The 25,670-nt window shown below is 56.1% G+C and carries 18 protein-coding genes; 6 read left to right on the top strand and 12 right to left on the bottom strand.

Annotated elements, in window-relative coordinates:
• The first annotated feature begins 13 nt into the window (after window positions 1–13).
• Entirely contained in the window at window positions 14–1,357 is a 1,344-nt protein-coding gene (locus tag CORAM0001_RS00250) for a uracil-xanthine permease family protein (RefSeq protein WP_005509433.1), read from the top strand.
• Between the two features lie 91 nt (window positions 1,358–1,448).
• Here CORAM0001_RS00250 and CORAM0001_RS00245 read toward each other — a convergent pair whose 3' ends face one another.
• From CORAM0001_RS00245 to lexA, 5 genes are all read right to left on the bottom strand, one after another.
• Entirely contained in the window at window positions 1,449–1,721 is a 273-nt protein-coding gene (locus CORAM0001_RS00245; protein ID WP_005509351.1) for an HPr family phosphocarrier protein, read from the bottom strand.
• 53 nt (window positions 1,722–1,774) lie between these two features.
• Window positions 1,775–3,964, bottom strand: a complete 2,190-nt coding sequence (locus CORAM0001_RS00240; protein WP_005509694.1) for a PTS fructose transporter subunit IIABC — start codon at window positions 3,962–3,964, stop codon at window positions 1,775–1,777.
• Window positions 3,965–3,999: 35 nt separating this feature from the next.
• Window positions 4,000–4,971, bottom strand: a complete 972-nt coding sequence (locus CORAM0001_RS00235) for a 1-phosphofructokinase family hexose kinase (RefSeq protein WP_005509628.1) — start codon at window positions 4,969–4,971, stop codon at window positions 4,000–4,002.
• Window positions 4,968–5,747 carry a DeoR/GlpR family DNA-binding transcription regulator gene (locus CORAM0001_RS00230; RefSeq protein ID WP_005509486.1) on the bottom strand — a complete coding sequence of 260 codons (780 nt, stop codon included), beginning with the start codon at window positions 5,745–5,747 and terminating at the stop codon, window positions 4,968–4,970. Before CORAM0001_RS00230 ends, CORAM0001_RS00235 begins: the two co-directional genes overlap by 4 nt.
• A gap of 93 nt (window positions 5,748–5,840) precedes the next feature.
• On the bottom strand, window positions 5,841–6,542 hold the full coding sequence (gene lexA / locus CORAM0001_RS00225; RefSeq protein ID WP_005509663.1) for a transcriptional repressor LexA: 702 nt from the start codon (window positions 6,540–6,542) through the stop codon (window positions 5,841–5,843).
• A gap of 865 nt (window positions 6,543–7,407) precedes the next feature.
• On the opposite strand from lexA, the gene nrdR reads away from it, so the two are divergent.
• Window positions 7,408–7,890: a transcriptional regulator NrdR gene (gene nrdR / locus CORAM0001_RS00220; RefSeq protein ID WP_005509396.1), complete on the top strand. Its 483-nt coding sequence runs from the start codon at window positions 7,408–7,410 to the stop codon at window positions 7,888–7,890.
• Here nrdR and hrpA read toward each other — a convergent pair.
• The 3 genes from hrpA to CORAM0001_RS00205 form a co-directional block, all read right to left on the bottom strand.
• Window positions 7,887–11,906: an ATP-dependent RNA helicase HrpA gene (gene hrpA / locus CORAM0001_RS00215; protein WP_005509409.1), complete on the bottom strand. Its 4,020-nt coding sequence runs from the start codon at window positions 11,904–11,906 to the stop codon at window positions 7,887–7,889. The genes nrdR and hrpA overlap by 4 nt on opposite strands.
• A 93-nt stretch (window positions 11,907–11,999) precedes the next feature.
• Window positions 12,000–12,932 carry an oxygen-dependent tRNA uridine(34) hydroxylase TrhO gene (gene trhO / locus CORAM0001_RS00210; RefSeq protein WP_005509678.1) on the bottom strand — a complete coding sequence of 311 codons (933 nt, stop codon included), beginning with the start codon at window positions 12,930–12,932 and terminating at the stop codon, window positions 12,000–12,002.
• Window positions 12,933–12,993: 61 nt separating this feature from the next.
• Window positions 12,994–14,496, bottom strand: a complete 1,503-nt coding sequence (locus tag CORAM0001_RS00205) for a DUF1846 domain-containing protein (RefSeq protein ID WP_005509323.1) — start codon at window positions 14,494–14,496, stop codon at window positions 12,994–12,996.
• A gap of 216 nt (window positions 14,497–14,712) precedes the next feature.
• Between CORAM0001_RS00205 and CORAM0001_RS00200 the strand changes: the two genes are divergently transcribed.
• Entirely contained in the window at window positions 14,713–16,815 is a 2,103-nt protein-coding gene (locus CORAM0001_RS00200; RefSeq protein WP_005509676.1) for a neutral/alkaline non-lysosomal ceramidase N-terminal domain-containing protein, read from the top strand.
• A 142-nt stretch (window positions 16,816–16,957) separates the two neighbouring features.
• Entirely contained in the window at window positions 16,958–18,175 is a 1,218-nt protein-coding gene (locus CORAM0001_RS00195) for a hypothetical protein (RefSeq protein ID WP_005509443.1), read from the top strand.
• Window positions 18,176–18,301: 126 nt separating this feature from the next.
• Here the strand turns inward: CORAM0001_RS00195 and ahpD are convergent, their stop codons facing one another.
• Together ahpD and CORAM0001_RS00185 are read right to left on the bottom strand one after the other, a co-directional pair.
• Window positions 18,302–18,826 carry an alkylhydroperoxidase, AhpD family gene (gene ahpD / locus CORAM0001_RS00190; protein WP_005509349.1) on the bottom strand — a complete coding sequence of 175 codons (525 nt, stop codon included), beginning with the start codon at window positions 18,824–18,826 and terminating at the stop codon, window positions 18,302–18,304.
• Window positions 18,827–18,831: 5 nt separating this feature from the next.
• Entirely contained in the window at window positions 18,832–19,428 is a 597-nt protein-coding gene (locus tag CORAM0001_RS00185; protein ID WP_005509452.1) for a peroxiredoxin, read from the bottom strand.
• A 105-nt stretch (window positions 19,429–19,533) separates the two neighbouring features.
• Here CORAM0001_RS00185 and CORAM0001_RS00180 point away from each other — a divergent pair, with 105 nt between their 5' ends.
• Window positions 19,534–20,466 (top strand): hydrogen peroxide-inducible genes activator, encoded by a 933-nt coding sequence (locus tag CORAM0001_RS00180; RefSeq protein WP_005509551.1) that lies wholly within the window; start codon window positions 19,534–19,536, stop codon window positions 20,464–20,466.
• Window positions 20,467–20,543: 77 nt separating this feature from the next.
• Here the strand turns inward: CORAM0001_RS00180 and CORAM0001_RS00175 are convergent, their stop codons facing one another.
• A complete protein-coding gene (locus CORAM0001_RS00175) occupies window positions 20,544–23,063 on the bottom strand; it encodes a DEAD/DEAH box helicase (protein WP_208854616.1) in 2,520 nt (839 codons plus the stop codon).
• Between the two features lie 42 nt (window positions 23,064–23,105).
• Window positions 23,106–24,323 carry a PAC2 family protein gene (locus tag CORAM0001_RS00170; protein WP_005509341.1) on the bottom strand — a complete coding sequence of 406 codons (1,218 nt, stop codon included), beginning with the start codon at window positions 24,321–24,323 and terminating at the stop codon, window positions 23,106–23,108.
• A 227-nt stretch (window positions 24,324–24,550) separates the two neighbouring features.
• Here CORAM0001_RS00170 and CORAM0001_RS00165 point away from each other — a divergent pair, with 227 nt between their 5' ends.
• The gene (locus CORAM0001_RS00165; RefSeq protein ID WP_005509464.1) at window positions 24,551–25,663 is read left to right on the top strand and encodes a DUF4192 domain-containing protein; all 1,113 of its coding nucleotides are present in this window, start codon (window positions 24,551–24,553) and stop codon (window positions 25,661–25,663) included.
• Window positions 25,664–25,670: the final 7 nt, after the last annotated feature.

Raw genomic sequence — 25,670 nt, 5'->3', positions numbered from 1 at the left:
TAGCATTAAGACCATGAATTCTACTTCTGACGCGGAGACCCGACAGGGAACCTCCGCAAATCCGTCTGCTGAAAACGCCGAACGTGGCCGTCTTTTCGGTTGGGATATTCACGGTGACGGTCGAAAGATCGCACCGGGAGCCGTGGTGGCTCCCAACGAACGCCTCGATTGGCCTCGCACGATTGGCATCGGCGCACAGCACGTCATTGCCATGTTTGGTGCAACTCTTCTGGTGCCGTTGTTGACCGGTTTTCCAGTCAACACCACACTGCTGTTCTCGGGTATCGGCACGATTGTCTTCCTGCTGATCACCCGAAATCGCTTGCCCTCTTACCTGGGCTCGTCGTTTGCCTTCATCGCGCCACTGACCGCGACACAGGCGCAGGGTATTGGTGTTCAGCTCGGTGTCGTGCTCTGCGCCGGCATTGCGCTCATGCTCGTTGGCTTCGTAGTAAAGTTCGCCGGCAAGCGTGTCCTCGATATGATCATGCCCCCTGTAGTAACAGGAAGCATCGTCGCTCTCATCGGACTTAATCTGGCGCCTGCTGCCACGGAGAACTTCGCCACTCAGCCGTTGGTCGCATTTGTCACGATGGCATCCATTGTCTTCGCAACCGTCGCTGGCCGCGGTATGGTCAGCCGTCTGGGAGTCCTTATCGGCGTACTAATCGGCTGGATCTTCGCCGCTGCCACCGGAAATCTCTCGCCCGAGGCTACAGAAACCGTCGGCAATGCCGCCTGGATTGGTATGCCCGCATTCCACGCACCGGAGTTCCACGTCAATGCGATGCTGATTGGTCTGCCTGTCATCGTGGTGCTGATTGCCGAGAATGTCGGTCACGTCAAGGCTGTTGCTGCCATGACTGGCCGAAACCTCGATGACATCGCTGGAGATGCTCTTATTGCAGACGGTCTAGCCACCACCATCGCCGGTTCAGCTGGTGGTTCTGGTACCACTACCTACGCTGAGAATATCGGGGTTATGGCCGCTACCCGTGTCTATTCGACCGCCGCTTACTGGGTGGCAGCTTTCACGGCCATTGCACTGGCTTTCATTCCAAAGTTCGGCGCACTTATCTTGACCATTCCTACCGGCGTGCTCGGTGGGGCAACGATGGTGCTCTACGGCCTGATCGGTCTGCTCGGTGTGCGCATCTGGATGGACGAAAAGGTCGACTTCAACAACCCGGTCAATCTCACCGCTGCCGCCACCGCGCTGATTGCGGGTATCGGCAACCTCACCCTCGACATTGGTTCGCTGACGCTGGAGGGCATTGCTTGGGGTTCGGTCGGCATTATTATCGGCTATCCAATTTTGAACTGGCTCTACAACCGCATCGGCGAGAACCGCTCGTAGGCCTCCTGTCCAGGGCAAGATCTTGCACGAATGCTTAACGACGGAACCCCGTGACCGTTGCCACGATGTTTCGTCGTTAAGCTGATTGCTCTTAATCGCTCAAATCTTGGGCAATGAGCTGTGCTATCTTCTCCACCGCAACTGCGTTTGTACTGGTGACGGCGACTTCATCGCCATATCCTGCGCCGAGTGCCATTAGCATCAAAGTTGAGGAGGCATCAGCCGGTTCGTTGTCGGGCTCGGGTGAATCAATGAGTTCGATCAGTATTTCTTCCTGAAATCGGGAGGCACGCTCAGCGATTACCGACGCGGGGCGGGCATGAATACCCACCTTGGAGCCGACGTGGACGTGTTGCGTAGCCATGGGGCGGCACCTTGCCTTTCTGCTTATCGATTTCCTCGACACCTGTTCAGAGCTTAATCGCTTGGCAGGTTGGGATGGGGCATGTTTGGTGAAGTTTGCAGAAATCCTTCTACGTTTTGACTATCGGTGCTGACTTGCCGCGGCCACAGACTTTTAGCTGCCACAACGAGAATAGCTGCCACTATGCTGCCCAAGACGATTGCAGCAAGCCATGCGACAGGGTTGTCGATTGCAAACAGCACGAAAATACCTCCGTGCGGAACACGTGTGGCCGCACCCAAAGCCATTGAGGTGCCACCGGTGACGGCACCGCCAATCACAATCGACGGAATCACACGTAGCGGATCTGCGGCGGCGAAGGGAATCACTCCCTCTGAAATGAAGGCAGCACCGAGCACCCAGCCCGCTTTGCCGTTTTGACGCTCCGCCGAACTGAACAGCTTTGGTCGGAGCACAACTGCCAGAGATGTAGCCAATGGAGGTACCATGCCCGCCGCCATCACAGCGGCCATGACCTTCCATGATGCTGGATCTGCCGAGGCGATGTTTGCGACGGCAAAAAGATAAGCAGCCTTGTTGATCATTCCGCCCATATCCACGCACATCATTGCGCCGAGAAGACCACCGAACAGGAACGCCGCTGCCGTATCCAGTGATTGCAGCCACTGCTGCAGAGCTGTCATCAGCCATGCCAGCGGCATCCCGAGAAGCAGGTACATGGTGAGCCCAACGGTCATAGCCCCGAGCATAGGAATCACGACAACCGGCATTAGCGGTCGTAGCCAGTCCGGGACTCTCATCCTCAACAGTAAGGCTACGACTAGTCCCGCCAGAATCCCTGTCACTAGGCCCCCAAGGAAGCCGGCGCCAACCGTGACCGCGATGGCACCGCCAATGAAGCCTGGTGCAATACCGGCTCTGCCAGTCATGCCAAAGGCAATATAAGCACTCATTACAGCCACAATGACCTGCATGCCGTGGTTGCCAATGGCAAAAAGCGCCGAGCCGAGATACAGCCACAGACCACTACGATCAACTAGCACGGTGCCGAGATCCTTCGTCGGCACAGCAATCGGAGCATCAAGCCCGATAACCTCCGGCAGCCGCAAATCCCTAGTCACGGCGTCAGCCACTAGACCAACCTGATGACCGCCGACGAGGAATCCCAGCGCAATCAACAAACCAGAAGCGGCCACGAACGGCACCATATAGCTGACACCGGTCATAATGGCATCACGAACCCAGTGTCCAAAGGCTTTGTCGCCGCGTAACGACGGTTTAGGCGCCCTTGCCTCCGTAGCAGCCCGTGCTCTCTCAGATGTAGGGTATGCGCCTGCATCACCGGCTTGCGAACCGGCTTTTTTGTCGTGGTCATCCTTAGGCTGCGGCGCCTTTCGGTCGTAGGCGCGAACGCGTGATTGTTCTGCTACCGCTTTCGCTTGTTCAATAACCGCAGTGGGTTCATTGACTGCCTTACGAATTGGCACTTTGACCTGTGGTTTATCGCTGAAACGCTTGAGCCCCGTGACTCCAATATCGGCAGCGATTACCAGCACGTCGGCCCGGTCAATTGCCTCTGTGGGGGCGTCCTGGGTTCCTACCGAGCCCTGAGTTTCTACAGTTAGCGTGACATCAGCCATGCTTTCTGCCGCGCCAGTAAGCGCTTCGGCTGCTAAGTAAGTGTGAGCGATACCAGTGGGGCAGGCCGTAATGGCGACGATATTGGTCTTCGTCGGAGGATTTTTCGCTTTCCGACGAGGCGCTTTGGTGATGTGCTCGCTAATAATCTGGGCGGCCTCATCGTCGTTTTCAGCACCGCGAAGAGCTGCGCGAAACCCCTTATCGCGAAGTGCTTTTGCGAGTGCAGCCAGAATGTCGACGTGGACATCGCTGTTAGTAGATGGGACACCGATGAAAAAGAGCAGGTCCGCCGGCCCGTCTGGTGTGGTGAATTCCGTAGCGCCGGTTAAGCGGGCAAATATCAGGGTCGGCTTCGACCAGTCCTCATGGCGGCAGTGGGGGATGGCTATCCCGCCCGGCAGACCTGTCGGGGCCTTCTCTTCGCGTTCGAGGGCTGCTGCGACGATGCCGTTGCTGTCGGTGGCGCGGCTGGTCTCTACAGCTTTAGCGATGAGGTAGTTAAGGATCTTCTCCTTTTGCGGACCGATATCAAGGTCAAGGAACACTGTCGACTCATCGGCCAGGTCTGATGCAATAGCGGAAAAATCTGCCGAAGAAGACATGGTTTTCTAATGCTCCTTATCTAGGCATCGAAAAGCTAAGCGTCGAGCTGCCATAACCGGCCGGCCTCGGGGTGAACCTGTTCTGGATAGGGGATGGTCGTACCGGGAAGACTGGTTGCCGCCGCCCCATAAGCCACGGCCGTGGTTAGTGCATCTTGGTAGCTATCACCGCGTTCGCGGGACATAACGTAGCCGGCCAAAGCACAGTCTCCAGCACCGACCGTGGACTGAGCGACTATCGAGGGGGAGGTAGCAGCGAAACAATCGCCTGATTTCACCGAAAGTACCGCCCCTGCTTCGCCGAGAGTGGCAAGGACTTCGGAAACGCCAAGCTCGTTCAGCGCACGTGCAGCCTGCGCTACGGGAAGATAGTTCCCTTCGGCTGCAGCGGCCTCTAGCACTTCGCCATCCTGGTCAATGATTTGGCCAAGCTCGTATGCGTTTGGCTTCATCAAAAAAGGCCGCACCTTCGGAAATGCGCGAACGACCTCAGTCAGTGGGCCGTCGCTAGTGTCCAGCGCAACACGAATATTCGGATTGACCGAATACACCGCTTCGGTGCATTGAACGTAAAAATCCCGGGGGACACCAGGGGGCAGTGAACCTGCGAAAACTACCCAGGTGGCGCGTTTAGCATGGTGGATAAGCTTCTCCAGGACACGCCTACGGTGCGCTTTCGTCAATGTCATGCCAGGGGAATTGAGCTTGGTGGTCGTCCCATCTGGCTCTGCGAGTGTGAGATTAACGCGGGCTTCGTTAGTCGTGTTGATGGCTTCATGGGGTATGCCAGAGACTTCCAACAGACGCGTGAATTTTCCGGAGTCCGATGCCGGGTAGAGCGCGAGCGTTTTTTCTCCCGCGTAGTGCAAGGCCTTGGACACATTAATTCCCTTGCCGCCAGCCATGTCCTCAGCCATTGGTAGGCGGAACACTCCACCTCGTTTGAGCTCCGTATCGAGTCGAGCAAGTCGATCGATCGACGGATTTACAGTCAAGGTCAGGATCATGAAGCAATCACGACCTCGACACCTTGCTCCCTGAGATCGTTTACGAATTGTTCCGGGGCAGAGGAATCTGTAATCACGACGTCGATATCTTCCAATGCCGCAAAGCTGACAAGGAAGTCGCGGCCAAGTTTCGTCGAGTCCGCCATGACGATGACTTTGCGCGCATTCGTAATCATCGCGCGCTTTACTGCTGCTTCCTGTGGATCAGCAGTAGAAAGACCGTGGTCAATTGTCAAGGCATTAGATCCAATGAAAGCTACATCGGCACGCATAACTGCGAGAGTGCGGAGTGCCGTATCGCCAGCAACCGCCTGAGTAATGACGCGAACTTGGCCGCCAAGGAGTTGAAGCTCAATGCGGTTCGATCCTGCGAGTGTGATGGCGTTGGGAAGAGAGTTTGTGACAACCGACCAACGGCGGTTATCAGGGGAGTGGACCATCAGCTCTGCAAGAGCCTCGGTGGTAGTTCCGGCATCGAGAAAAATTCCACCGCCAGAGTCAGGCAGAAAATCCGCAGCACAGCGGGCGATAGAGAGCTTCGCGTCCTTCTGCGCGTTCTTTCGAGCGGCAACTGAAAACTCAACAGTCTGAAAAGAACGAGTAGCTACGGCGCCACCGTGTACGCGGTGAACTGCGCCCTCTGCATCCAACTGAGCTAGGTCACGGCGAATCGTCTCTGCTGTGACATCGAAAGCTTCCGCAAGATCAGCGACCGTCACGCGCCCTTCCACTGCTGTCAAAGACGCAATCTTCCGGCGGCGTTCCTCTGCGTACATTCCCCGCTCCTTAGCTGTTAAGAATTCTCAGCTCTACTACCTGTTTCCAGTATGCCCGTTTATGTCTGTTTCGGGCAACGAAAATGTGGGAAATTAGAGACTGCGTAGGACGCTGACAATCTTGCCGAGGATCTTGGCGTGCTCCGCGGGAAGTGGGTCAAATGCGCGATTATGGGGCATGAGCCACTTGCCAGCAGCGTCTTCGTGCCATTCCTTGACTGTTGCTTCATCTTCAAACAGGGCTGCAACAAAGTCTCCCTGTTCGACCACGTCTTGGGAACGGACTACCACCCAGTCTCCGTCGAGAATGCCCGCGTCAACCATGGAATCACCCACGACTTTGAGTAGGTATAGCTGACCAGAGCCCGTGATCTCCATAGGGAGTGCCATATGACTTTCCACATGCTGCTCCGCCAAAATGGGGTTGCCAGCCGCAATCTGTCCAACGATAGGAACGAAGATTGGTTCTGGCATGTCCTCTGGCATCTCAGGAGTTTGGGTGCTGCCAGTAGCCTTTGGCCCAGGCTTTACCGGAGTGAAAGTGCCAGCCGAGGACTTCGAATCCCTTACGTTTACCGCGCGTGGTTTGTGTGGGTCGCGGCGGAGAAAGCCCTTCTTTTCCAACTCCTTGAGTTGGTATGCCACCGACGAGGTGGAATTCAGGCCTACGGCATCTCCAATTTCTCGAATGCTCGGTGGGTATCCGCGAAGTACGACGGCATCCGAAATGACGTCAAGAATGCGACGCTGCCGATCGGTAAGTGTTTTAGGGTTCGCTTTCTTCTTTTGAGCCATGGAACATCCCTTCTCAAACTCTTTCGAATGAATCATAACTCAAAGCTGTTCGAATCGTCGAGCATCGAACACCGTGCGTCCTTTGGTTCTTCGGGAAAGATGTACATTATCCGTGTTCGGGGGCGGTGGCGACAACGAAAATCGAAAATAAATCCGGATAGCGCTAGACATGGTTCGAACATGGTGTTATAAATCGAACATGACAAGTTACTCGAACAGTCGTTTGATGAAAAGGTCTAGACGGATTCTCCGCATCCGCCCTTGGACATAGTCTCCACAGCGTCGGGAAACGGTCGTACAACTCTTATGCTCTCCAGTCTGGCAGAGGTGGGAGAGTCAACGTTGGAAAGGGAGAAAACATGATGTCTACGGTTTCAACCGCACTAGGTGTTAGCAGCACATCTAATATTGACTTTTCTCAAGTTTCCGAGCTCCCTGCTCGGACGACACGGAAAGCCCCGCTGGTGTGGGGTGAACGTAGTGCGTCTTGCACACAGCACATCGTTCGGCCCGGTCAGCGTGCACGTATTGCACAGTGCAATCGCAATGGATCTTCATCGGCGCGAATGCGTAGGGACAGGTCGCGGCCTGGTCATGTCTCGGTCAACTACGGGCGTCCATCTCTATCCGTCAGCAGGGCGCAGCAGTCCAATCGAAGTGATGTATCCGCAGGCACAAATCTGACTCGTTTGATGGCGGTATGGGCTCTAGGGCTCGGTGCTTTCTTCGGGGTTTTCGGCAGCATGGTCTTTGAACAGGGACAAAGTGAGGCAGTCGAAAGCACCTTTACGTCTACGTACGCTTCCTACTCCGCGCAGTAATCATTCCGGTTTCCGACGTTGGGGTTGGACGTAGACTGGAGACCGTGTATTGCCAGTTTTGTCATCATGATCAGACACGAGTCTTGGACTCACGGTTGATAGATAACGGTATGGGGATTCGTCGCCGGAGGGAATGCCTGAATTGCGGCAAACGTTTTTCTACGATTGAACGCTCCCAACTGATGGTTGTTAAACGGGATGGAATCCCCGAGGAGTTCAACCGCGAAAAGGTTATCCAGGGTGTTCGACGTGCGTGCCAGGGGCGCGAAGTATCAGAGTCTCAGCTGAAGAAACTTGCACAAAAAGTGGAGGAGAGCCTACGCGAGAAAGGCACGCCCCGGGTGGACTCGAACGATATCGGCCTTGCCATCCTTGAGCCGCTGAAAGAACTGGACGAAGTTGGTTATCTCCGTTTCGCTTCAGTGTACAAGTCCTTTTCCTCCGCCGACGATTTCGCGCAGGAGATTGCCAGCATGCGGAAGGGGAAAGGACCGCAGGTAAATGGCAACGAGGTTAAAAAGAACTAACGCAGTTTATCCACACGTTTCTTTACTCGGGTCAGGGATACGCTCTGGGCGGTACCCAAGCGTTGTGCGAAAAGGCTGACACGCAGCTCTTGGATGAGCCACTGAATATCCCGTACCTCGGCGGAATTCGAACGTGCCTTAGGCAGCTGCTGAAGCTTTGCCGCCAAGTATTCGCGGGCCTCAGCGACCTCATCCTCACGTTCAGCATCACGGTCCGGGTCACGGTTCATTTCCTCAAGTCGAATCTCCATCGCTTGGAGATAACGTGGCAAATGGCGTAGATGCTGCCAACCGTGCCTTGCCACAGCGCCCTTAGGGAACATGAACTCCAGCTGGCGACGCATATCGTCAATGGCATCGCCTTCCCACTTGTTTAGTTGATTCACCACCGAGACATAGCGGGGCATCGCCTGGGCAACGCCGACGACCAATTGGCGCACCTCTGAGGCGACCCCAGAACGAACGTGTTCGAGTAGTTTGTCGAATTCCTTCGGATCGCGGACCGGCCCACCGGCAGCCATCATACGGTCGCGAATCACGGCGACACGGCAGTCCTCGACAAGCCCATCGGCGCCCCCATGTGGCCATGCGTCCACGCCAACACGTTGCTGCAGTGGAAGCCCCTTAGTCATTTGTGCACTATTTACTGGGCAATCCCGCAATAACATTGTCAAATTTGTGGTCGCCAACGTCGCCTCTGCCTGCGCCTTAGTTGGTTTGACCTCGATGGCCACGCCATCCTTGGTGGTCACCAGCGTCGGATACATCGTGACGGACTGACCGTCGACAGTACTTTTGACCGTTTCTGAGACGGCGCCCAAGTTGTCTGAAGTCCACTTTTTCACAGCTTCGCGAGCTGCAGACTTCGAACGTTTCGACACAGCAGTTGAGACAGTCGTGGCATGCTTGTCTCGAAGCGCAGCAAGATTCCGGCTCTGATCGACAATCTTTCCATGGCGGTCTACCACCGCGTAGTTAAAGCGCAAGTGTGCTGGCAGCTTCGAAGGGGCAAAGTCTGCACCATTGATGCCCGAGCCTCCGAGTCGTCGTAAAGCATCGGCAAAAACATCGACGAAGCGGCCTGAGTACGGAGTCATCGTCTCCAGCGCGCGGCGTGCGAAATCCGGGGCGGGGACAACGGACTTCCGCAGTGCCTTCGGCAGAGTGCGAATGTAGGCTTCTGCGAGCTCAGAGCGAAGACCTGGCACCTGCCAGTCGAAGCCATCTTCACGCAGACCTGCAAGGAGAGGCACGGGGACACGGAGAGTCACACCGTCATCAGGGGCGCCCGGTTCGAATTTATAGGACAGTGAGAACTCGACCGAGCCCTGCTGCCACATTTCGGGGAAGGCGTTGTCATCGATGTCGCCGGCTTCGGGGTTGAGCAGTTTATTGGGGTCAAAGTCCAGTAGATTCGGCTGCTTGGGCTTAGTTTTCTTCCACCAGCGGTCAAAATTGGCGGCCGTGGTGATAGAGGCGGGCAGCTTGGAGTCGTAGAACGCGTAGAGCACGTCGTCATCGACGACAATGCCGCGGGAACGCTGCTTTTCCTCGATCTTCTCGGCTTCGGCAAGTTTGTCCTGGTTGTTCTTGAAGAACTCGTGGTGTGTGTTCCACTCGCCGTCGACAAGCGCAGAGCGAATGAAGATCGAGCGGGCGGCGTCGGCATCGACTCGGTGATATGGCACCAGGCGATCAACCACCACAGGCACGCCGTAGAGCGTCGACTTCTGGTAAGCCATCGCTGCACCGCGCTTAGTAGACCAGTGAGGCTCTGAGTACTGGTGCTTGAGCAGATGAGGAGCTACCTTCTCTACCCACTGCGGCTGAATCGTGCCTACGTTGCGCGCAAAAGTTCGCGAGGTCTCGACGATTTCCGCAGCCATCACCCAGCGAGGCGGCTTCTTTGCCAACGCGGACGAGGGGTGAATGAGGAACTTAGTGTTGCGGGTGCCAGTAAATTCCTTGCCCTCGCCCTCGCGCGTACCAATCATCGACAACAGACCCGGTAACAGCGACTTTGCCACCTCGTCGGGATTGTCGACACCGCTGGTTGAGCTGCGGGCCGAGAGATGCCAGCCCAGCTCAGCCGTTGCCTGGTGGAGCTGACGTACCAAGTCCTGCCACTCGCGAACGCGCAGATAATGGAGGTACTCGCGCTTGCACATCTTGCGGAACTGGTTACCGCTAAGCTCGCGGCGCTTTTCCTCCAGGTATTCCCAGAGCTTCAGTAGGGAGTTGAAGTCGCTGGTGGTGTCCTTAAAACGGGCATGTAGCTGATCTGCCTGAGCCTGGAACTCCAGCGGGCGTTCGCGAACATCCTGCAGAGATAGAGCGGCGACAATGACGGTTACAGCCCCGAGGGTAGTGTTCTCGTACCCTTCGACCAGCATGCGGGCAAGACGCGGGTCAACTGGGATACGGGCAATCTGTCGGCCGATATCCGTCAGCTCGGGGGCGCCAGACCCCGACGTGGTGGTAATAGCCTGAAGCTCTGTTAGCAGGTTAATCCCATCGCGGATTGCCTTGTGCTCTGGTGGCTGGACAAAGGGGAAGTCCTCAATCGCGCCAAGCCGCAGAGAAATCATTTGCAATACCACCGAAGCGAGATTGGTGCGCAGAATCTCCGGATCCGTAAACTCGGGACGCGAGAGATAATCCTCCTCGCTGTAGAGACGGATCGCCACACCATCAGCTACACGACCACAGCGACCAGAGCGCTGATTTGCGGATGCCTGGCTGATGTCCTCGACTGGCAGGCGCTGCACCTTTGTGCGGGTGGAGTAGCGCGAAATGCGCGCGGTACCAGTATCGACGACATACTCGATACCAGGGACCGTCAGCGACGTTTCCGCGATGTTGGTCGCCAGAACAATGCGACGCCCGGAATGCGGAGTGAAGATCCGATGCTGCTCTGCATTAGAGAGCCGACCGAATAGTGGAACGGCTTCTACGCCTTTCCAGTGTTTGCCCTCGATGGCTTCGGCAGCTTCTCGGATCTCTCGCTCACCCGAAAAGAACACCAGGATATCGCCGTCGCCAAGCCGCATGAGCTCTTCACACGCAGCGATAACACCATCGATCTGCTCAATGGCGACTTCCTTTTCTTGCCCATTTTTCGCAACAACAGTCCGCACCAGCGGGCGATAGCGGATTTCCACCGGGTAGGTGCGCCCTGACACCTCGATGATGGGCGCAGGGTGCTCGTCGTCAGGCGAGAAATGACGAGCGAACCGTTCCGGATCAATCGTCGCCGAAGTGATAATGATCTTCAGATCTGGGCGCTGCGGCAAAATATGCTTTAAATATCCCAGCAGGAAGTCGATGTTGAGGCTGCGTTCGTGCGCCTCATCGATGATGATGGTGTCGTACTCACGCAACAGTCGGTCGCGGCCAATTTCGGCCAGCAAGATACCGTCGGTCATCAGTTTGATGCAGGTATCCTTGCCCACGCGGTCATCAAAACGCACGGCATAACCGACGTGCTGTCCAATCTTTTCACCCAGCTCATGGGCGATGCGCTCCGCGACGGAACGCGCTGCAATACGACGTGGCTGAGTGTGACCAATCTTGCCCCGCACGCCGCGGCCCAGTTCGAGGCATATCTTCGGGATCTGCGTAGTCTTACCAGAGCCAGTCTCACCAGCAATAATGACGACTTGATTGTTTTCAATTGCCTCTGCAATGTCGTCGTGGCGCGCGGACACCGGCAACTGGGCAGGGTAGGTGATGCGAGGAATCGCTTTACGACGATCTTCTAACCGCTCCAGCGCAAAGCTGAGGTCTGCAGAGATTGCAGACAGCGCCTTCGGCGCGGATGCTCGCTTTAGCCGGCGCCGGAAGGACTGGGCTTCCCGAATCGGCAATTGATCAGCGAGCTGGTAGAGCTCTTTTTTACGCGTGTCCTTAGCAGGCTTGCCAGAGTGCTGCGGCCTGGCGGAATTGCGGTGGCCGGAGTGGCGGTTTCCCGACTGGGCACGTGGAGCTGGTTTATCAGAACGGCTAGGAGTAGTCATGGTTGCCTACTAGATTAGCTGCGTCTCGGTAGACAACCCACATTTGTGCTGATCGGAGACGCTCAAGATAGTCCGATGGCAGCAGGGAGCGTCCTACTTTGCCGCCGCTAGCTCTTCGGCCACTTCCTTGCAGTCCTCGCGCCCACAGTGCTGTGTCTCGGTGTGCTCCCAGCAGTCATCGCAGATAAGCACCTGACGACGGCAGGTATCTTCGTTGATGCAGTTCTGGAAGGTGTTCGTGGGCTTGCCGCAGTGGACGCAGTGTCCGAGCTGTATGTAGTCCTCGTCTTCGATGCCATCGCCAAACTCCATATGCATGCGCTTGTCGAAGACATATAGAGAGCCTTCCCACAGCCCTTTATTGCCAAACTTTTCGCCGTAGCGGACAATACCGCCGTCGATTTGGTAGACCTCCTCGAAACCGCGGTTCTTCATAAGTGCGGAGAGGATCTCGCAGCGGATGCCGCCGGTGCAGTAGGAGATAACCGGCTTGTCCTTCATCCAGTCGTACTTGCCGGATTCCAGTTCGTCGATGAAGTCGTGCGTGGTCTTTACGTCCGGGACGACGGCGTTTTTAAACTTGCCAATCTCGGCTTCCATTGCGTTGCGGCCATCGAAAAAGATGACATCGTCGCCGCGTTCCTCAACCAGTTTATTGACCTCTTCAGGCTTCAAATGTGTGCCGCCACCAATGACACCATCGGCATCGACTTTAAGCTCGCCCGGAGCACCGAAAGCGACGATTTCGTCGCGAACCTTGACGGAGAGTTTCGGAAAGTCATCAGCGCCGCCTTCGCTCCACTTAAACTGCATAGAGTGAAAAGCGGGGTACTGCTTGGTTTTCTTAATGTACTTCTTACAGGCATCGAGATCACCGCCGACGGTGCCATTGATGCCGTGCTCAGACACCAGAATGCGGCCCTTGAGCCCTAACGACTCGCAAAGATCGCGCTGCCACAGCATGATGGCACGCGGATCGGACAGCGGGGCGAACTGGTAGTACAGAAGAATCTTGCTGATGCTCACGGGGACTATTCTAGTCTGCTCTCCCAGTTATCCTATTTTCGGCGTGAGCTGCTGGTCCGGTTTAGTGCTTCTGATAGAGAGCCTTCTTCTGGTACTTGGGCTCCGAAGTAACTAGGACACCGAGGTTACGGAAAATTGTTTCGTCCACGCTGCCCAGAATGGTGGTGGTGTGGACATCGCAGTTTCGAAGGTTCTTCAGCTCGGCGAGGGCTGCGCGGGCATCGTCGCTGGTGGCCGCCGACACGGAAAGGGCGATAAGAACCTCGTCGGTATGCAAGCGGGGGTTGCGGCTGCCCAGGTGATGCGTCTTAAGCGTTTGAATTGGCTCAATGGCAGCAGGGGAGAGCAAGTGCAAGTCCGGGTCGATATTGGCGAGCTTCTTGAGAGCATTGAGCAGCATTGCTGCTGAGCATCCGAGCAGCTCAGAGGTCTTGCCCGTGATGATTGTGCCATCGTGCAATTCGATTGCACTGCCCGGTGCCCCGGTAGATTTCTCAACTTCAAGAGCTGGTGCGACGACTCGGCGGGCAGCTGTCGACACGTTGGCCTTGCTCATAATCATGGCAATGCGCTGCGAGACTTCGTCGTCTGCGCTGTTCTTGTGTTCGTCGACAAGAGCCTTGTAGTAACGGCGGACGATTTCCTGGTTCGATGCCTCTCGGCACACTTCGTCATCGTCGATACAGTAACCGGCCATATTGACGCCCATGTCGGTCGGTGACTTGTACGGTGACTCGCCTGCGAGCTTCTCCAACAGAGTGCGCAGCAGCGGGAAGACCTCGACATCGCGGTTATAGCTGGTGACCTTGGTGTCATAGGCGGCCAAATGAAAAGGGTCGATGAGATTGATGTCATCGAGATCAGCCGTTGCCGCCTCGTAGGCCAGATTTACCGGGTGTTCGAGCGCCAGGTTCCAGATAGGGAAGGTCTCAAACTTTGCGTAACCGGAACGAATCCCGTGTTTGTGATCGTGGTAGATCTGCGATAGGCAGGTCGCCAGCTTTCCGGAGCCCGGGCCCGGCGCTGTGACAACGACCAAGTCCCGCGTCGTTTGTGCCCATTCATTCAGCCCGAAGCCGGCTTCACTGACAATTTTCTCCGTGTTTGTTGGGTAGCCCTCGATATTGCGATGGCGGATTACGCTCAATCCGAGTCGCTGCAGGCGCTCAATGAAGTTCTTTGCCAGGGTGTTGTCGTCGGAAAGCTGCGTGACGACGACGCTGCCGACTACAAACCCGCGTTCACGAAAGACGTCGACGAGGCGTAGCACATCATCCTCGTAGGTGATGTCGAGGTCAGCGCGGACCTTGTGGCGCTCCAAATCCTTGGCATTGATGCACACCATGATTTCCAGATCGTCCTTGAGGCGATCGAGCATAGCGATTTTATTGTCAGGTGTGAAGCCGGGGAGAACACGCGAGGCATGCATGTCATCAAATAGCTTGCCGCCCATTTCGAGATAGAGCTTGCCGCCTTCACCTGCGATGTCTGCGCGCCGCTTCTTAATATGGGCGGATTGCATTTCAATGTACTTCTCGCGGTTAAAACCGACAGCCTGAGCCATGGTGCCCTTTCTGAAGTTGTGTCTACGGGGAGCGCGCTAAAGCTTGCGAAATTCTACTGTGTCCATGGTAGTGATACCGCCTTGCGAATGTCGTATCAGGTACTGCTGTCGCGGGGGAAATTTTGGAAACTTTGGCTCATTAGGCCACGCGTGGGGGATTGGATGATTAATCTCCCATGTATTGATATTCAAAAAGAAATATGAAGAGGATGTGACATGCTCGATCCCCAGATGGCATCATCGTCGAATTCGGCAGAACCAACCGCACGCGCCCCGTACCAAGTGGGCAGGCGAGGCTTCCTCGTCGGAGCAACTGCCGTGTCAGCTGCGAGTATGATGCCTGCCGTAAGTGGTGCACCAAAGGCAAACGCGGCTCCTGCAAACGGGGCTTCTGCCGCCGCGGGGAATTCGACCACCAATTTGAATGTCGGTCGAGGAATGGCTGACATGACAGGCGAGCCACTCGGCGCTGGCATGAACGGGTATGCGGTCATGGATCAGACCACCTCGGGTCTGCGTCTTCGCCAGATGGCGCGTGCATTCATTTTCGGTGATGACAACGACAACCGTGTCGTTCACGTCACCGCAGACATGGGGCTCATGTTCCAGTCCATCCAGATGGAAGTTCTGCGGCGTCTCCGAGCTCTCTTCGGAGACCTCTACCATGAGGGCAACGTGCTTATCTGCGCATCTCACACGCACGTTGCGCCGGGCGGTACATCGGGCCACCTCATGGTCGACCTGACGACTCTCGGATTCCGTCCCGTCACTTTCGAAGCTGTAGTCGTCGGTGTGGTCAAGGCAATTGAACGTGCACACGCTGATTACCAGCCGTCGACTATCCACCTGACCAAGGGGATTGCCAAGGATGCGGGTGTCAACCGCTCCCTAGAGGCATTCAAGCGTAACCCTGAAGAAGAACTGCGTCGCTTCCCCGACGGAGTCAACCCGGAAAGCCATACACTGCACGTGAGTCGCGGTGGTCGCGAAGTCGGCTTCATTAACTGGTACGGAATTCATCCGACCACCTTCGGCCCCGAACACACCATCATCGACGGCGACAACAAGGGCTACGCAGCATGGAAGGTCGAGGTCGACCGCGGGGTTACCCACCGTGAGCCGGCCGATGCCCCCTTTGTCGCCGCATTTACCATGTCGTGCCCGGGTGACATCAGCCCGAACATGGGGCTCGTGCCCAATTCGGGCCCAGGCAACGGAGACGAAGCAGAGTCCGCCCGTATTCTCGGTCAGCGTCAGATTGACGCTACCCAAGGCCAGACCATTGCACTGCCAGGAGGCGGAATCTCCACCGTCCACAAGTGGGTCAACCTCGGCGATGTCGACATCGCCGGCCAATTCACGCCCGACGGCCAGCCACACCGCACTGGACCTGCAATCCTCGGTGCGGCCTTCGCAGCCAGTAGCCAGGAGGACGGCGGCGGCGAACCAGCCCTAGGTTTCAACGAGGGCGAGCGCGGAGGCACACCGTGGGTACGTCAGCTCAATAACGTCGTACTCCCGAAAAACATCCGGGAGATTCAGGGCGAGAAAGAATGCCTGCTGCCAGTGGGCTACATCGATGGTCTTCTCCAGCAGACCCACATGTTCTCCATCACCCGCATCGGTGGCTTCACCTTGATTACCAACGGCCTTGAACCCACCACGATGTCGGGTTACCGCATGCGTCAGCACGTCGCTGAAGTCCTCGGCGTTCCAATCGACACTGTCATCTGCCAGGGCTACACCAACAGCTATGGACACTACGTCGCTACCCCAGAGGAATACGATCAGCAGGACTACGAGGGCGGCGCAACGGCATTCGGCAAGTACACGCTCAGTGCGATGATCTCCATCTATCACGATCTCGCTCACGCGCTTGCCGACGGCATGGCCGTCGACCCGGGCAGTGCTGCAGGTGATCTCACTGGCATCATCCCGCCGTCGCCAGCAGGAGGAAAGATTATCGATTCCGCACCAATGGGCAAGAACTTTGGTGACGTGCTCGAATCGACTGCAAGCGTCACGGTAGGACAGAAGGCTGTTGCCCAATTCGTCGCGGCAAATCCGAATAACGACTTGCGACTGGAAGACGGCTACCTACTTGTCAAGAATGACCGCGGTGAGATCGTTTCTGACGACTGGGACCAGGCAACTGTTATTGAATTTGCCAAGGACGGTATTTATACCACCGCCAAGGTCACTTGGGAGACCGCAGGAGTCGCGCCGGGCAAGTATGACATCATCGTGCGTGGTAGCGCGTTGGGTGTCGGTGATTCACTGAACGAATTCGAGGGAGTCGCCTCAGTGGAGCTCGTGTAAGAACGTCCAATTAAATACGTCCATGCGCACAATGTGACTTATACTTCGGCCTTTAAAAACTCATCAAGGGTTTGTCTCACGTATAGTCCGTTGTGCGCATTATTTGTATGTATCCGTCAATTTGGCAGGAGCAATTTGCTTCATGAATACCCCAAACGATCCATATAGCAACAACGATCCTTACGGTGACGGCAGCCGGGATAATGAGTCCAATAACTATGACTCCCAGAGTCACGGTTTTCCCAACAATGGTTCGCAGGACTACAACCCTTACGGGTTCGATTCGCACGCACAACATGGCCCGCGTGGACCAGAGGATTCGCCACAGTGGAATCAGGCTTACGGCCGTGAACAGGCTTATGGCGGAATTCCTTCTTATGGAACTGGCGAGTCGCGCGATAGCTACGGCGGGCAACCCTATGGTGCGGGCTCGAGCTATTGGCAGCAACCGGCAGGTGGGAATCCTGCAGCCGGCGCGCTTGCTCCAGGTGTCAACATGCCCGGAGGTGACGAGCCGCCGGTGAAGCCGGTGGCACAAGGGCCGACGAAGGTCGACATCGGAAGTGCCTTTTCCGCGGCGTTTCGTAGTCTAAACAGCAATTTTGTTTCCTGGCTTGGCATCATGCTGACGTTCTTCGCCATACTAGTCGCCCTGATTGTTGGCGCAGCGGCAATTCTCTTTGCATCTGGTGACTTCGATCCAGACTTTGAGCCGAACTATCCAGGCGATGTTCCGTTTGAGGATCTAGGGTCAATGTTCGCGACTCTCGGCGCGATGGCACTCCTATTTGCCGTGGGCATGTTCGCGATGCAGGCTTTTATGCTGCGCGGTGCATTCGAAGCTGTCGACGGGCGAGTGCCGAGCTACGGTACTTTCTTCCGTGTAAACCGGTGGGGTTCTCTTATCAGTGTCTACATTGTCACGTTCCTGGTGGGGCTGCTCGCCATGCTTCCGGGGATGGCGCTCTTCATCGGCGGAGTATCCTTGTCTGCCAACGGCAGTGAAGCTGCCGCGGCAATGATTCCACTGGGCTACTTGGTTTTGTTGTTGACGTCGATCTTCATCATGCCAATCACAGCGACTATGCCACTACTTGTTTTCGATGGTCGAGCAACCGCGCTTGAGTCGCCGGTCGTCGCTTGGCGCTTGGTGAAGCCTCAGTATTGGACGATGCTTGTTGCATTCATTCTGACGTCGATTGTTTCTTCCGCAGGTGCAATGCTTTTCTATATCGGTATGTTGTACACAGTCCCGCTTGCTCTCCTCGTGCAAGTACATATTTACCGTCAGCTCATCGGTGGCAGGCGGGTTATTAATGAAGCGCAGGAGAATCCGAGTTATTACCCGCCACAGCAGTAGCCAAAAACGAACAAGAAATAGCGCCCAAGGAACCGGTACAAATTGGTTCCTTGGGCGCTATTTCGTCAGCAGGTAATCCTGCGGGGAGCGTTCGGCTATCAAAAGCCGAACCTATGCTCCAAATATTTAGCGGGATGCCTCTGCGAACACAGCCTGCGCAACGCCAGAGACGGTACCGGCGACCTTAACTGCCTCCCAGACCTGTTCCTTAGTCAGACCAGCATCGCGGACAACCTGTGCATGGGAGGTAACGCATGCTTCGCAGCCGTTGATGGCGGAAACTGCCAACGACCACAGCTCGAAGTCTTCCTTCTCGACACCGGGCTTGGAAATGATGTTCATGCGCAGGCCGAACTTGACCTGTGCGTAGTCATCACCGAGCATGTGACGAGTGCGGTATGCGACGTTGTTCATACCCATAACGGTTGCGGCACCAAGAGCAGCCTCAAAAGCCTCAGCAGACAAGTGTTCCTTGGCTTCCTCAGCAATCTCGGAGAAAACGGTCTCGTTGCGGGTTGCGGCAGCGGATGCAAGCAAGGTTCCCCACAGCTGCTGCTCGGAGAGTTCCGTAGACCGGGTGAGAGTGCCAAGGTTCAGCTTCATGTCCTTGGCGTACTCCGGTAGACCGGAACGAAGGTTATCGATGCTCATATGAGTTACTTCAGCTCCTGCTTCAGAACGTCCATCTTGTCGATGTTCTTGGTCGGGTCATTCTTCTGCCAGTTACATGCGCAGACCTCTTCAGACTGAAGAGCGTCGAGAACACGCAGAACCTCGTCAACGTTACGGCCGACAGCGTCCGGGGTAACGGAGACGAACTGAATGATGCCGTCCGGGTCAATGATGAAGGTTGCGCGGTCTGCAACACCGTCAGCGTTCTCGACACCGAGAGCGCGCATCAGGTCATGGCGGATGTCGGAGAACATCGGGAACGGAATGTCCAGCAGATCCTCGTGGGTAGCGCGCCAGTTGAAGTGGGAGAACTCGTTGTCGCCAGAGCCACCGAGAATAACGGTGTCGCGGTCCTCGAATTCCTCGTTCAGCTTGCCGAATGCAGCAATCTCAGTCGGGCAGACAAAGGTGAAGTCCTTCGGGTAGAAGAAGACGACCTTCCACTTACTCTCGTAGGACTCATTGGTTACCTGCTCGAAGTAGTCATCCGGAGAAGAAGCGTTTGCATCACGCAGGTTGCCGCCCTTGAGAGCGGTCAGAGAAAACTCGGGGAACTTGTCGCCAACAGTCAAAATTGCCATGGAATCCTCCTGAATGTATTCCTTCTGGGGTCACACACCATTATGCCTATGGATTCCCGAACCGTCAAGAGGAAAAAGTTAATAAGCTCGTGTAGGCTTATAGGTATGCGTAATAGAGATTATCGGCCCACTTTGCCTCAGTTACGTGCCTTTGTCGCGATTGCCGATACCGGTCACTTCGGTCAAGCCGCTGCCCGCCTCGGCATTTCACAGCCCAGCCTGTCACAAGCGCTTTCCACCCTTGAGCAGGGGCTGGGGGTGCAGCTTGTAGAGCGTTCGACTCGCCGAGTGCTGGTGACGCCACTCGGTCGCGGTCTGATTCCATATGCACGCCAAGCATCTGAAATTGTTGACGAGATTGTTGCTCGCGCCTCTGGCCGTACAGATGATTTGTCCGGACCACTATCCATTGGTGTTATCCCTACGGTTGCTCCATACGTGCTGCCCAACTTCCTCCAGTTGGTTCGTGACGAGCTGCCAGATCTAAAGCCTCGGATCGTCGAGGAGCCGACCCAGCGCCTCATCGAATCACTTCGCTCCGGCACTATTGATGCCGCCATCATGGCACTGCCGTCCGATGTGCCTTCCTTTGAAGAGATTTACCTCTACGACGAGGAGTTCTACATCGTCGTGCCAGAGGATCATCCGCTGGCCGGTAAGGAAGACGTAAAGCTTGAGGCAATCAGGGACTTGGACTTGCTCCTGCTTGACGACGGTCATTGCCTGCGCGACCAGGTGTTGGATATTTGTCGCAAGGTCGATGCTGTTCACGGCGAGACCTCCAGCTTGGAAACACGGGCGGCTTCTCTATCGACCGTCGTGCAGTGTGTTGCCGGTGGGTTGGGGCAGTCGCTTGTGCCGGAATCAGCTGTCAAGATTGAGGCCGACCGTCCCGGCCTGGCTGTTGCGCGTTTCGAAGGTCCGGCACGGCCGGGACGCACCATTGGGCTGGTTCACCGCGCATCATCGGTACGCGGCGGCGAGTTCAATCGAATTGCCGAACTGGTACGGCAGGCATACATAGGCGCTGTTGCCTAAAGCTCTCTTGGCGCGTGCTGCAGTAACGTACGAAATAAGCAAAAACCGGGCTGGTAGTTCCAGCCCGGTTTTTGCGTCTATCCCTGAATAACTCGCAGCGATGCCAACCTGACCTCGCCGTATTCATCAGATGCAGCCAAGTCAATGTCCGCTTCAAAGCGCCAGCCGTGATCGCCCTCAGGATCATCGAGTATCTGGATCACATGCCATAGGCCCTCACTAGCCTTGCGGTCAATCGAAATCATATCGCCGCCGCGAGCCTCTGCATCGATGCCTAGATCATCGTATTCATCGAAGTAGTCATCCATCGCGGTAGGCCAATCTGGCGCATCGTCGAGGTAGTTGTCCAGGTCGGCTAGCTCCTCCTCCTTTTCAAAGGCAAAGAGCTGTACGTGGCGGAACATGAGATTGCGCACCATACGGGTAAATGCACGTTCGTTGCCGGTAAGGGGCCGCGACTCGTCGTTGCCAAAAGCCGCTTCCTTGAGAGTTTCCTCGTCCAATGGCTTATCTGGATCGGCCATCTGCGCCCATTCATCCACCAGGGAGTTATCCACCTGTACAACGAGCTCGCCGAGCCACTCCACAATGTCCCGGAGCTCCTCGTTAGCGGCTTCCGGTGGGAGAGTGTGTCGCAAAGTGCGCCAGGCATCGGTGAGGTAGCGCAAGAAAATACCTTCGGAGCGGGCAATTCCATACTCAGATACCACGTCCGAGAAAGTCATGGCTTTTTCTACCATCTCGCGCACGACAGACTTGGGCGACAGCGAAAACTCTCGCACCCACGGGTGGCCTTGAGCATAGGTGTCGAATGCGCCCTCCAGCTCGTCGGCAAGCGGCATCGGCCATGTGATGTCTTCGACGATGTTCATACGTTCGGTGTAATCAACGCCCTCGGTCTTGAGCGCGGCGATTTCTTCACCGCGTGCTTTTTTCTGCTGCGCGATGAGCAGTGGGCGAGGGTCTTCCAGAATTGACTCAAACACACTGATGACATCGAGTGCGTAGTTCGGGCTGTCCTTATCCAGCAGTTCGAGCGCGGCGATGGCGAAAGGCGACAGCGGCTGATTGAGCGCGAAGTCACGCTGCAGCTCCATTGTCAGCTCGGGGCGGCAGTCATCGCCCTCGCCATGCGTGACGACGATTCCCGCGTTGACCAAACCGCGGTAGAGCTCAATTGCGGTCAGAATAGCCTCATTTTGTTGGTGGCGGGTGTCGTGATTGGTGCGCAGCAGATGACGCATGTGTTTGTAGGTATCGCCACCACGTGCAATGACGTTGAGCAACATACCGTTGGTAACTGCAAAGCGGCTGGTCAGCGGCTCTGGTGGCTGCGAAACGATTTTGTCGAAAGTCTTCTCCGACCATGTCACTTCGCCCTTGGGAACGGACTTCAGCCGCAACTTCTTCAGTTTGGCCTCATCCTGGCCGGCACGGCGACGCAGCTTGGCGTTTTCAATTTCGTGTTCAGGAGCTTCGACAACTACGGTGCCCTCGGTGTCGTAGCCGGCACGGCCGGCGCGTCCAGCAATCTGGTGGAACTCGCGTGACTTGAGAATACGGCTACGACGGCCATCGAACTTGGCTAAACCGGTAATCAGCACCGTGCGAATAGGCACGTTGATGCCGACGCCGAGGGTATCCGTGCCACAGATGACCTTGAGCAGACCAGTCTGAGAGAGACGCTCAACTAAACGACGGTACTTCGGCAGCATTCCCGCATGGTGGACGCCAATGCCCTGGCGCACCAACTTGGAAAGAACTCGACCAAAGGCCGTGGTAAACCGGAAATCGCCAATTTCTTCGCGAATCCGCTCCTTTTCCTCCTTGGTCAGTAGCTTCAGACCAGTCAGTGCTTGAGCCTGTTCTGCTGCTTGGCGCTGGGAGAAAAAGACGATGTAGATTGGGGCTTTGCCGGATTCCAGCAACTCCGCCAGTGTGTCATGAACTGGTGTGTAGACATAGTGGAAATCCAGCGGTACCGGGCGCGTCGTACCTGAAACGAGGTTGACGTCGAGTCCCGTGCGTTCCTTCAAATCCGTCTCAAACTTTTGAGTATCGCCGAGAGTGGCGGACATCAACAGGAATTGGCAACGAGAAAGCTCGAGCAAGGGCACTTGCCATGCCCAGCCGCGGTCGGGATCCGCATAGAAGTGGAATTCATCCATTACTACCTGGTCAATATCGGCGTCGGCCCCGTCGCGCAGGGCGATATTGGCGACAATTTCCGCAGTTGCGCAGATGATGGGTGCGCCACCGTTGACGGTGGCATCGCCGGTCATCATACCGACATTCTCTGCGCCAAAGACTTCGCAGAGGGCAAAGAACTTCTCGCTGACCAAGGCCTTAATAGGCGCCGTGTAAAAGCTGCGTTGGCCACGGGCAAGCGCGCAGAAATGGGCGGCGATAGCCACCATTGATTTGCCCGACCCCGTTGGAGTGGCAAGGATTACATGGTCGCCACCGGCCAAGCCGATTGCGGCCTCTTCCTGCGCCGGGTAGAGCGTGATGCCCTGATCCCTGGTCCAGGCAATGAAAGAGTCCATAATCGCATCGTCGAAAAGGGACTCAGGAACCTCAGCTAGGTCGGGAAGCATTTCAGATAGTGACACGCTTCCCACCCTAGCGGTAACCCCGGATTAGAAGCGGAACCAGGGCTTCCAGCCGCGCCGACGGCGAGGCTTTTCCGGTTCACCGGATTCTTCGCTTTCCGCCTGCTCGTCCCGAAGCTGTTCAGACGCAGGCTGTTCTGACTCAGGCTGTTCGGCAGTGTCGTCTGCAGAAAACTCCGCGGACCTATCATCCGCAGAGGACGACTCGGGATCTTCCGAGTGTGTGTCAGTGTCCTCTGATGTAGTTGCCGAGGAATCCGCGTTGGCCGGGGTTTCCGCCCCGTCGTCAAGCGAGGAAGAATCTTCTACTGGGCGCAGCGGTTGAGATGCGAGGAACTTCTCGAACTCGGCGCCAATCTCGTCGGCCGAAGGCATCTCGCCGTCAGGCCCAAGCAGGGGAGAAGTCTCCAGCTCTTGACGACGTTGAACTTCCTGGTCGTACTGTTCCTCGAGAAGATTGACCAGCTGAGAGACCTCGCCGGAATCATTCGTCTGCGTATTGAGCAGCTCCGCCACCCGCGCGGATTCCTTCTCCAGCGCCTCAAGCGGGAGCTCGAGCTTGGCAAGCTTTGCTACCTCCTGCAACAGTCGCAGTGACGCCAGCGGATACTCAGACGCCGCGACATAGTGTGGCACCTGTGCGGTGAAACCAAAGGCATCACAACCGCGGCTTGCGAGTTCGTACTCAATGTTCAAGCTGGCAGCACCCGGAACCGTGACGCGGTTGCCCCAGGTATGCATATCACTGAGTTTCCGCTTATCTGTGCCATGGGCGATGATGCCCAACGGTCGGGTGTGCGGAACCGTCATCGGCGCCGAGTACAGCGACACAGTCCGACCGACATCGTAGCGCTCTGCCAAATCTGCGACGGCAGTCGAAAAAGCCTCCCACCGCATGTCTGGCTCAGGGCCAGAAAGCAGTAAGAACGGCTTGCCGACGTTGTCGCGAACCACATTGAGCGACAGGTTCAAATCGGATACATCCACAATCTGGTCGTGGTTCATCGTTACAGCGGGACGGCGGGAACGATAATCAATCAGCTCGTCGATAGAAAAGTTCACCAATGGGCGGTGCTCGAGAGCATCCAAGAGGAAACTGGCTGATTCCGAGACGGCATTACCGGCATCTGCATAACCGCTAAGTGCAATGACCAGGGTCAGATGCCCCTCGCTTCCCGTTACGTCAGGAACCGGAAAAACTACCTCGTACATATTGCCCTGAGGCTTGTCGGTCGGATTACTCACGTACGACTACCTCCTGCATCACATTTTTCGTCATTTGAAGTAAACAACCACGATACCGCAGAAATTATTCCAGTTATCCACAAGTTGAAAGTAGTCCACAGATGGGCCGATTCTTCCGGTCGCGCACAAGCAAGGCTGTTGCGGATTCGATAACAATGAGAGCCACCAGATGGCGAGAGGGGTGTCCTCTGTCGAGCTATTCCAATGGGGAAAGGGGTAAGGAATCAATGGGAAACAAAAAGAACTTCGGTGCAGGACAAATGCCTGAAATTGAGCCGAGCGTATTTCTGACGAACCTGCCGGGAATCGTTGGATTCTATCCGCGGGGGCAGGTAGTGATTGCGGCGTTGTATCGTCAGCAGGTCGAAGATCTCATCGATGGCAAGGTCGAGTTTGATCCGACAGCGCATGCTGGCCCGATGCTGATCAAGGATGTGGCCTCGATGGAGAGCAATCCTGACTTGGTGCGGGCAGCCGCGGATTTCCTGCTCGATGAAGGATGCACTCACGCAGATGTGTTTATTATCGACGAATCCTGGGGGATTGAAAAAGACTCCACACCCATTACAGGCTGGCTGCGAGAAGGCGGCCTGCATGAGGTGCGTTTGGCGGGCGTTGCCGCTATTGCTGCGGGGGAAGTTGTCACGGACGAGCAGGGAGAGATCGTCGGCATTGTCGGTGACAGCCTGATGACCGACAATGCAAATCTAATCTCTCGGCAGGGAGAGCAGATTTTCAAAAACTATGAGGAGTACCGCAGCTATTTTCGAGGTGGTCAGTTCCGCGACAGTAAAGACAGGGCTCTGATTGAACGCCTCCGGGAACGAGCGACAGCCGTTGAGCAACCGAGGAAACTCAAAATTGGTTCGGACAATCCCGCGCTCATTGAGCACTTCGACATGCTAAAAACCGCCGTGGAAAACGTGGCCGATGGTGTGATGGATGCACATGAGGCGGTGCGCGATGAAAACGCAGGATATGCCATTGCTGCAGCACTGACCAACGTCACCTTGCGCGATATGTCCATGATTTTCATTACTACGCAGTTGGCGCAACCAATGGGAGAAATTTGGCGCGAGGCCGCAATTGTCCACCGCGGCAGCCTGCGTGCAAACGCTTTAGCGTGTTTTGCCATCGCAAAGTTCGCGGCTGGGCTGGAGAACTATGCGCAAACAGCCCTCGATGAGGCAGCGGGGGAGCAACCGAATCATTCACTGACTCAGTTGCTGGAAATTGCGGTCGCCAATCAAATTGTGCCGAGGTGCATCGGCACAATTCTTGGGGCAGCACAAGAGGTGCTGCGCAGGGTATACAAGGTGAAAATGCCGCGTATTGATTAGCGACCCT

This window comes from Corynebacterium amycolatum SK46 (assembly GCF_000173655.1).
Taxonomy (GTDB): Bacteria; Actinomycetota; Actinomycetes; order Mycobacteriales; family Mycobacteriaceae; genus Corynebacterium; species Corynebacterium amycolatum_A.
This window is presented reverse-complemented; position numbering and strand designations above follow the sequence as displayed.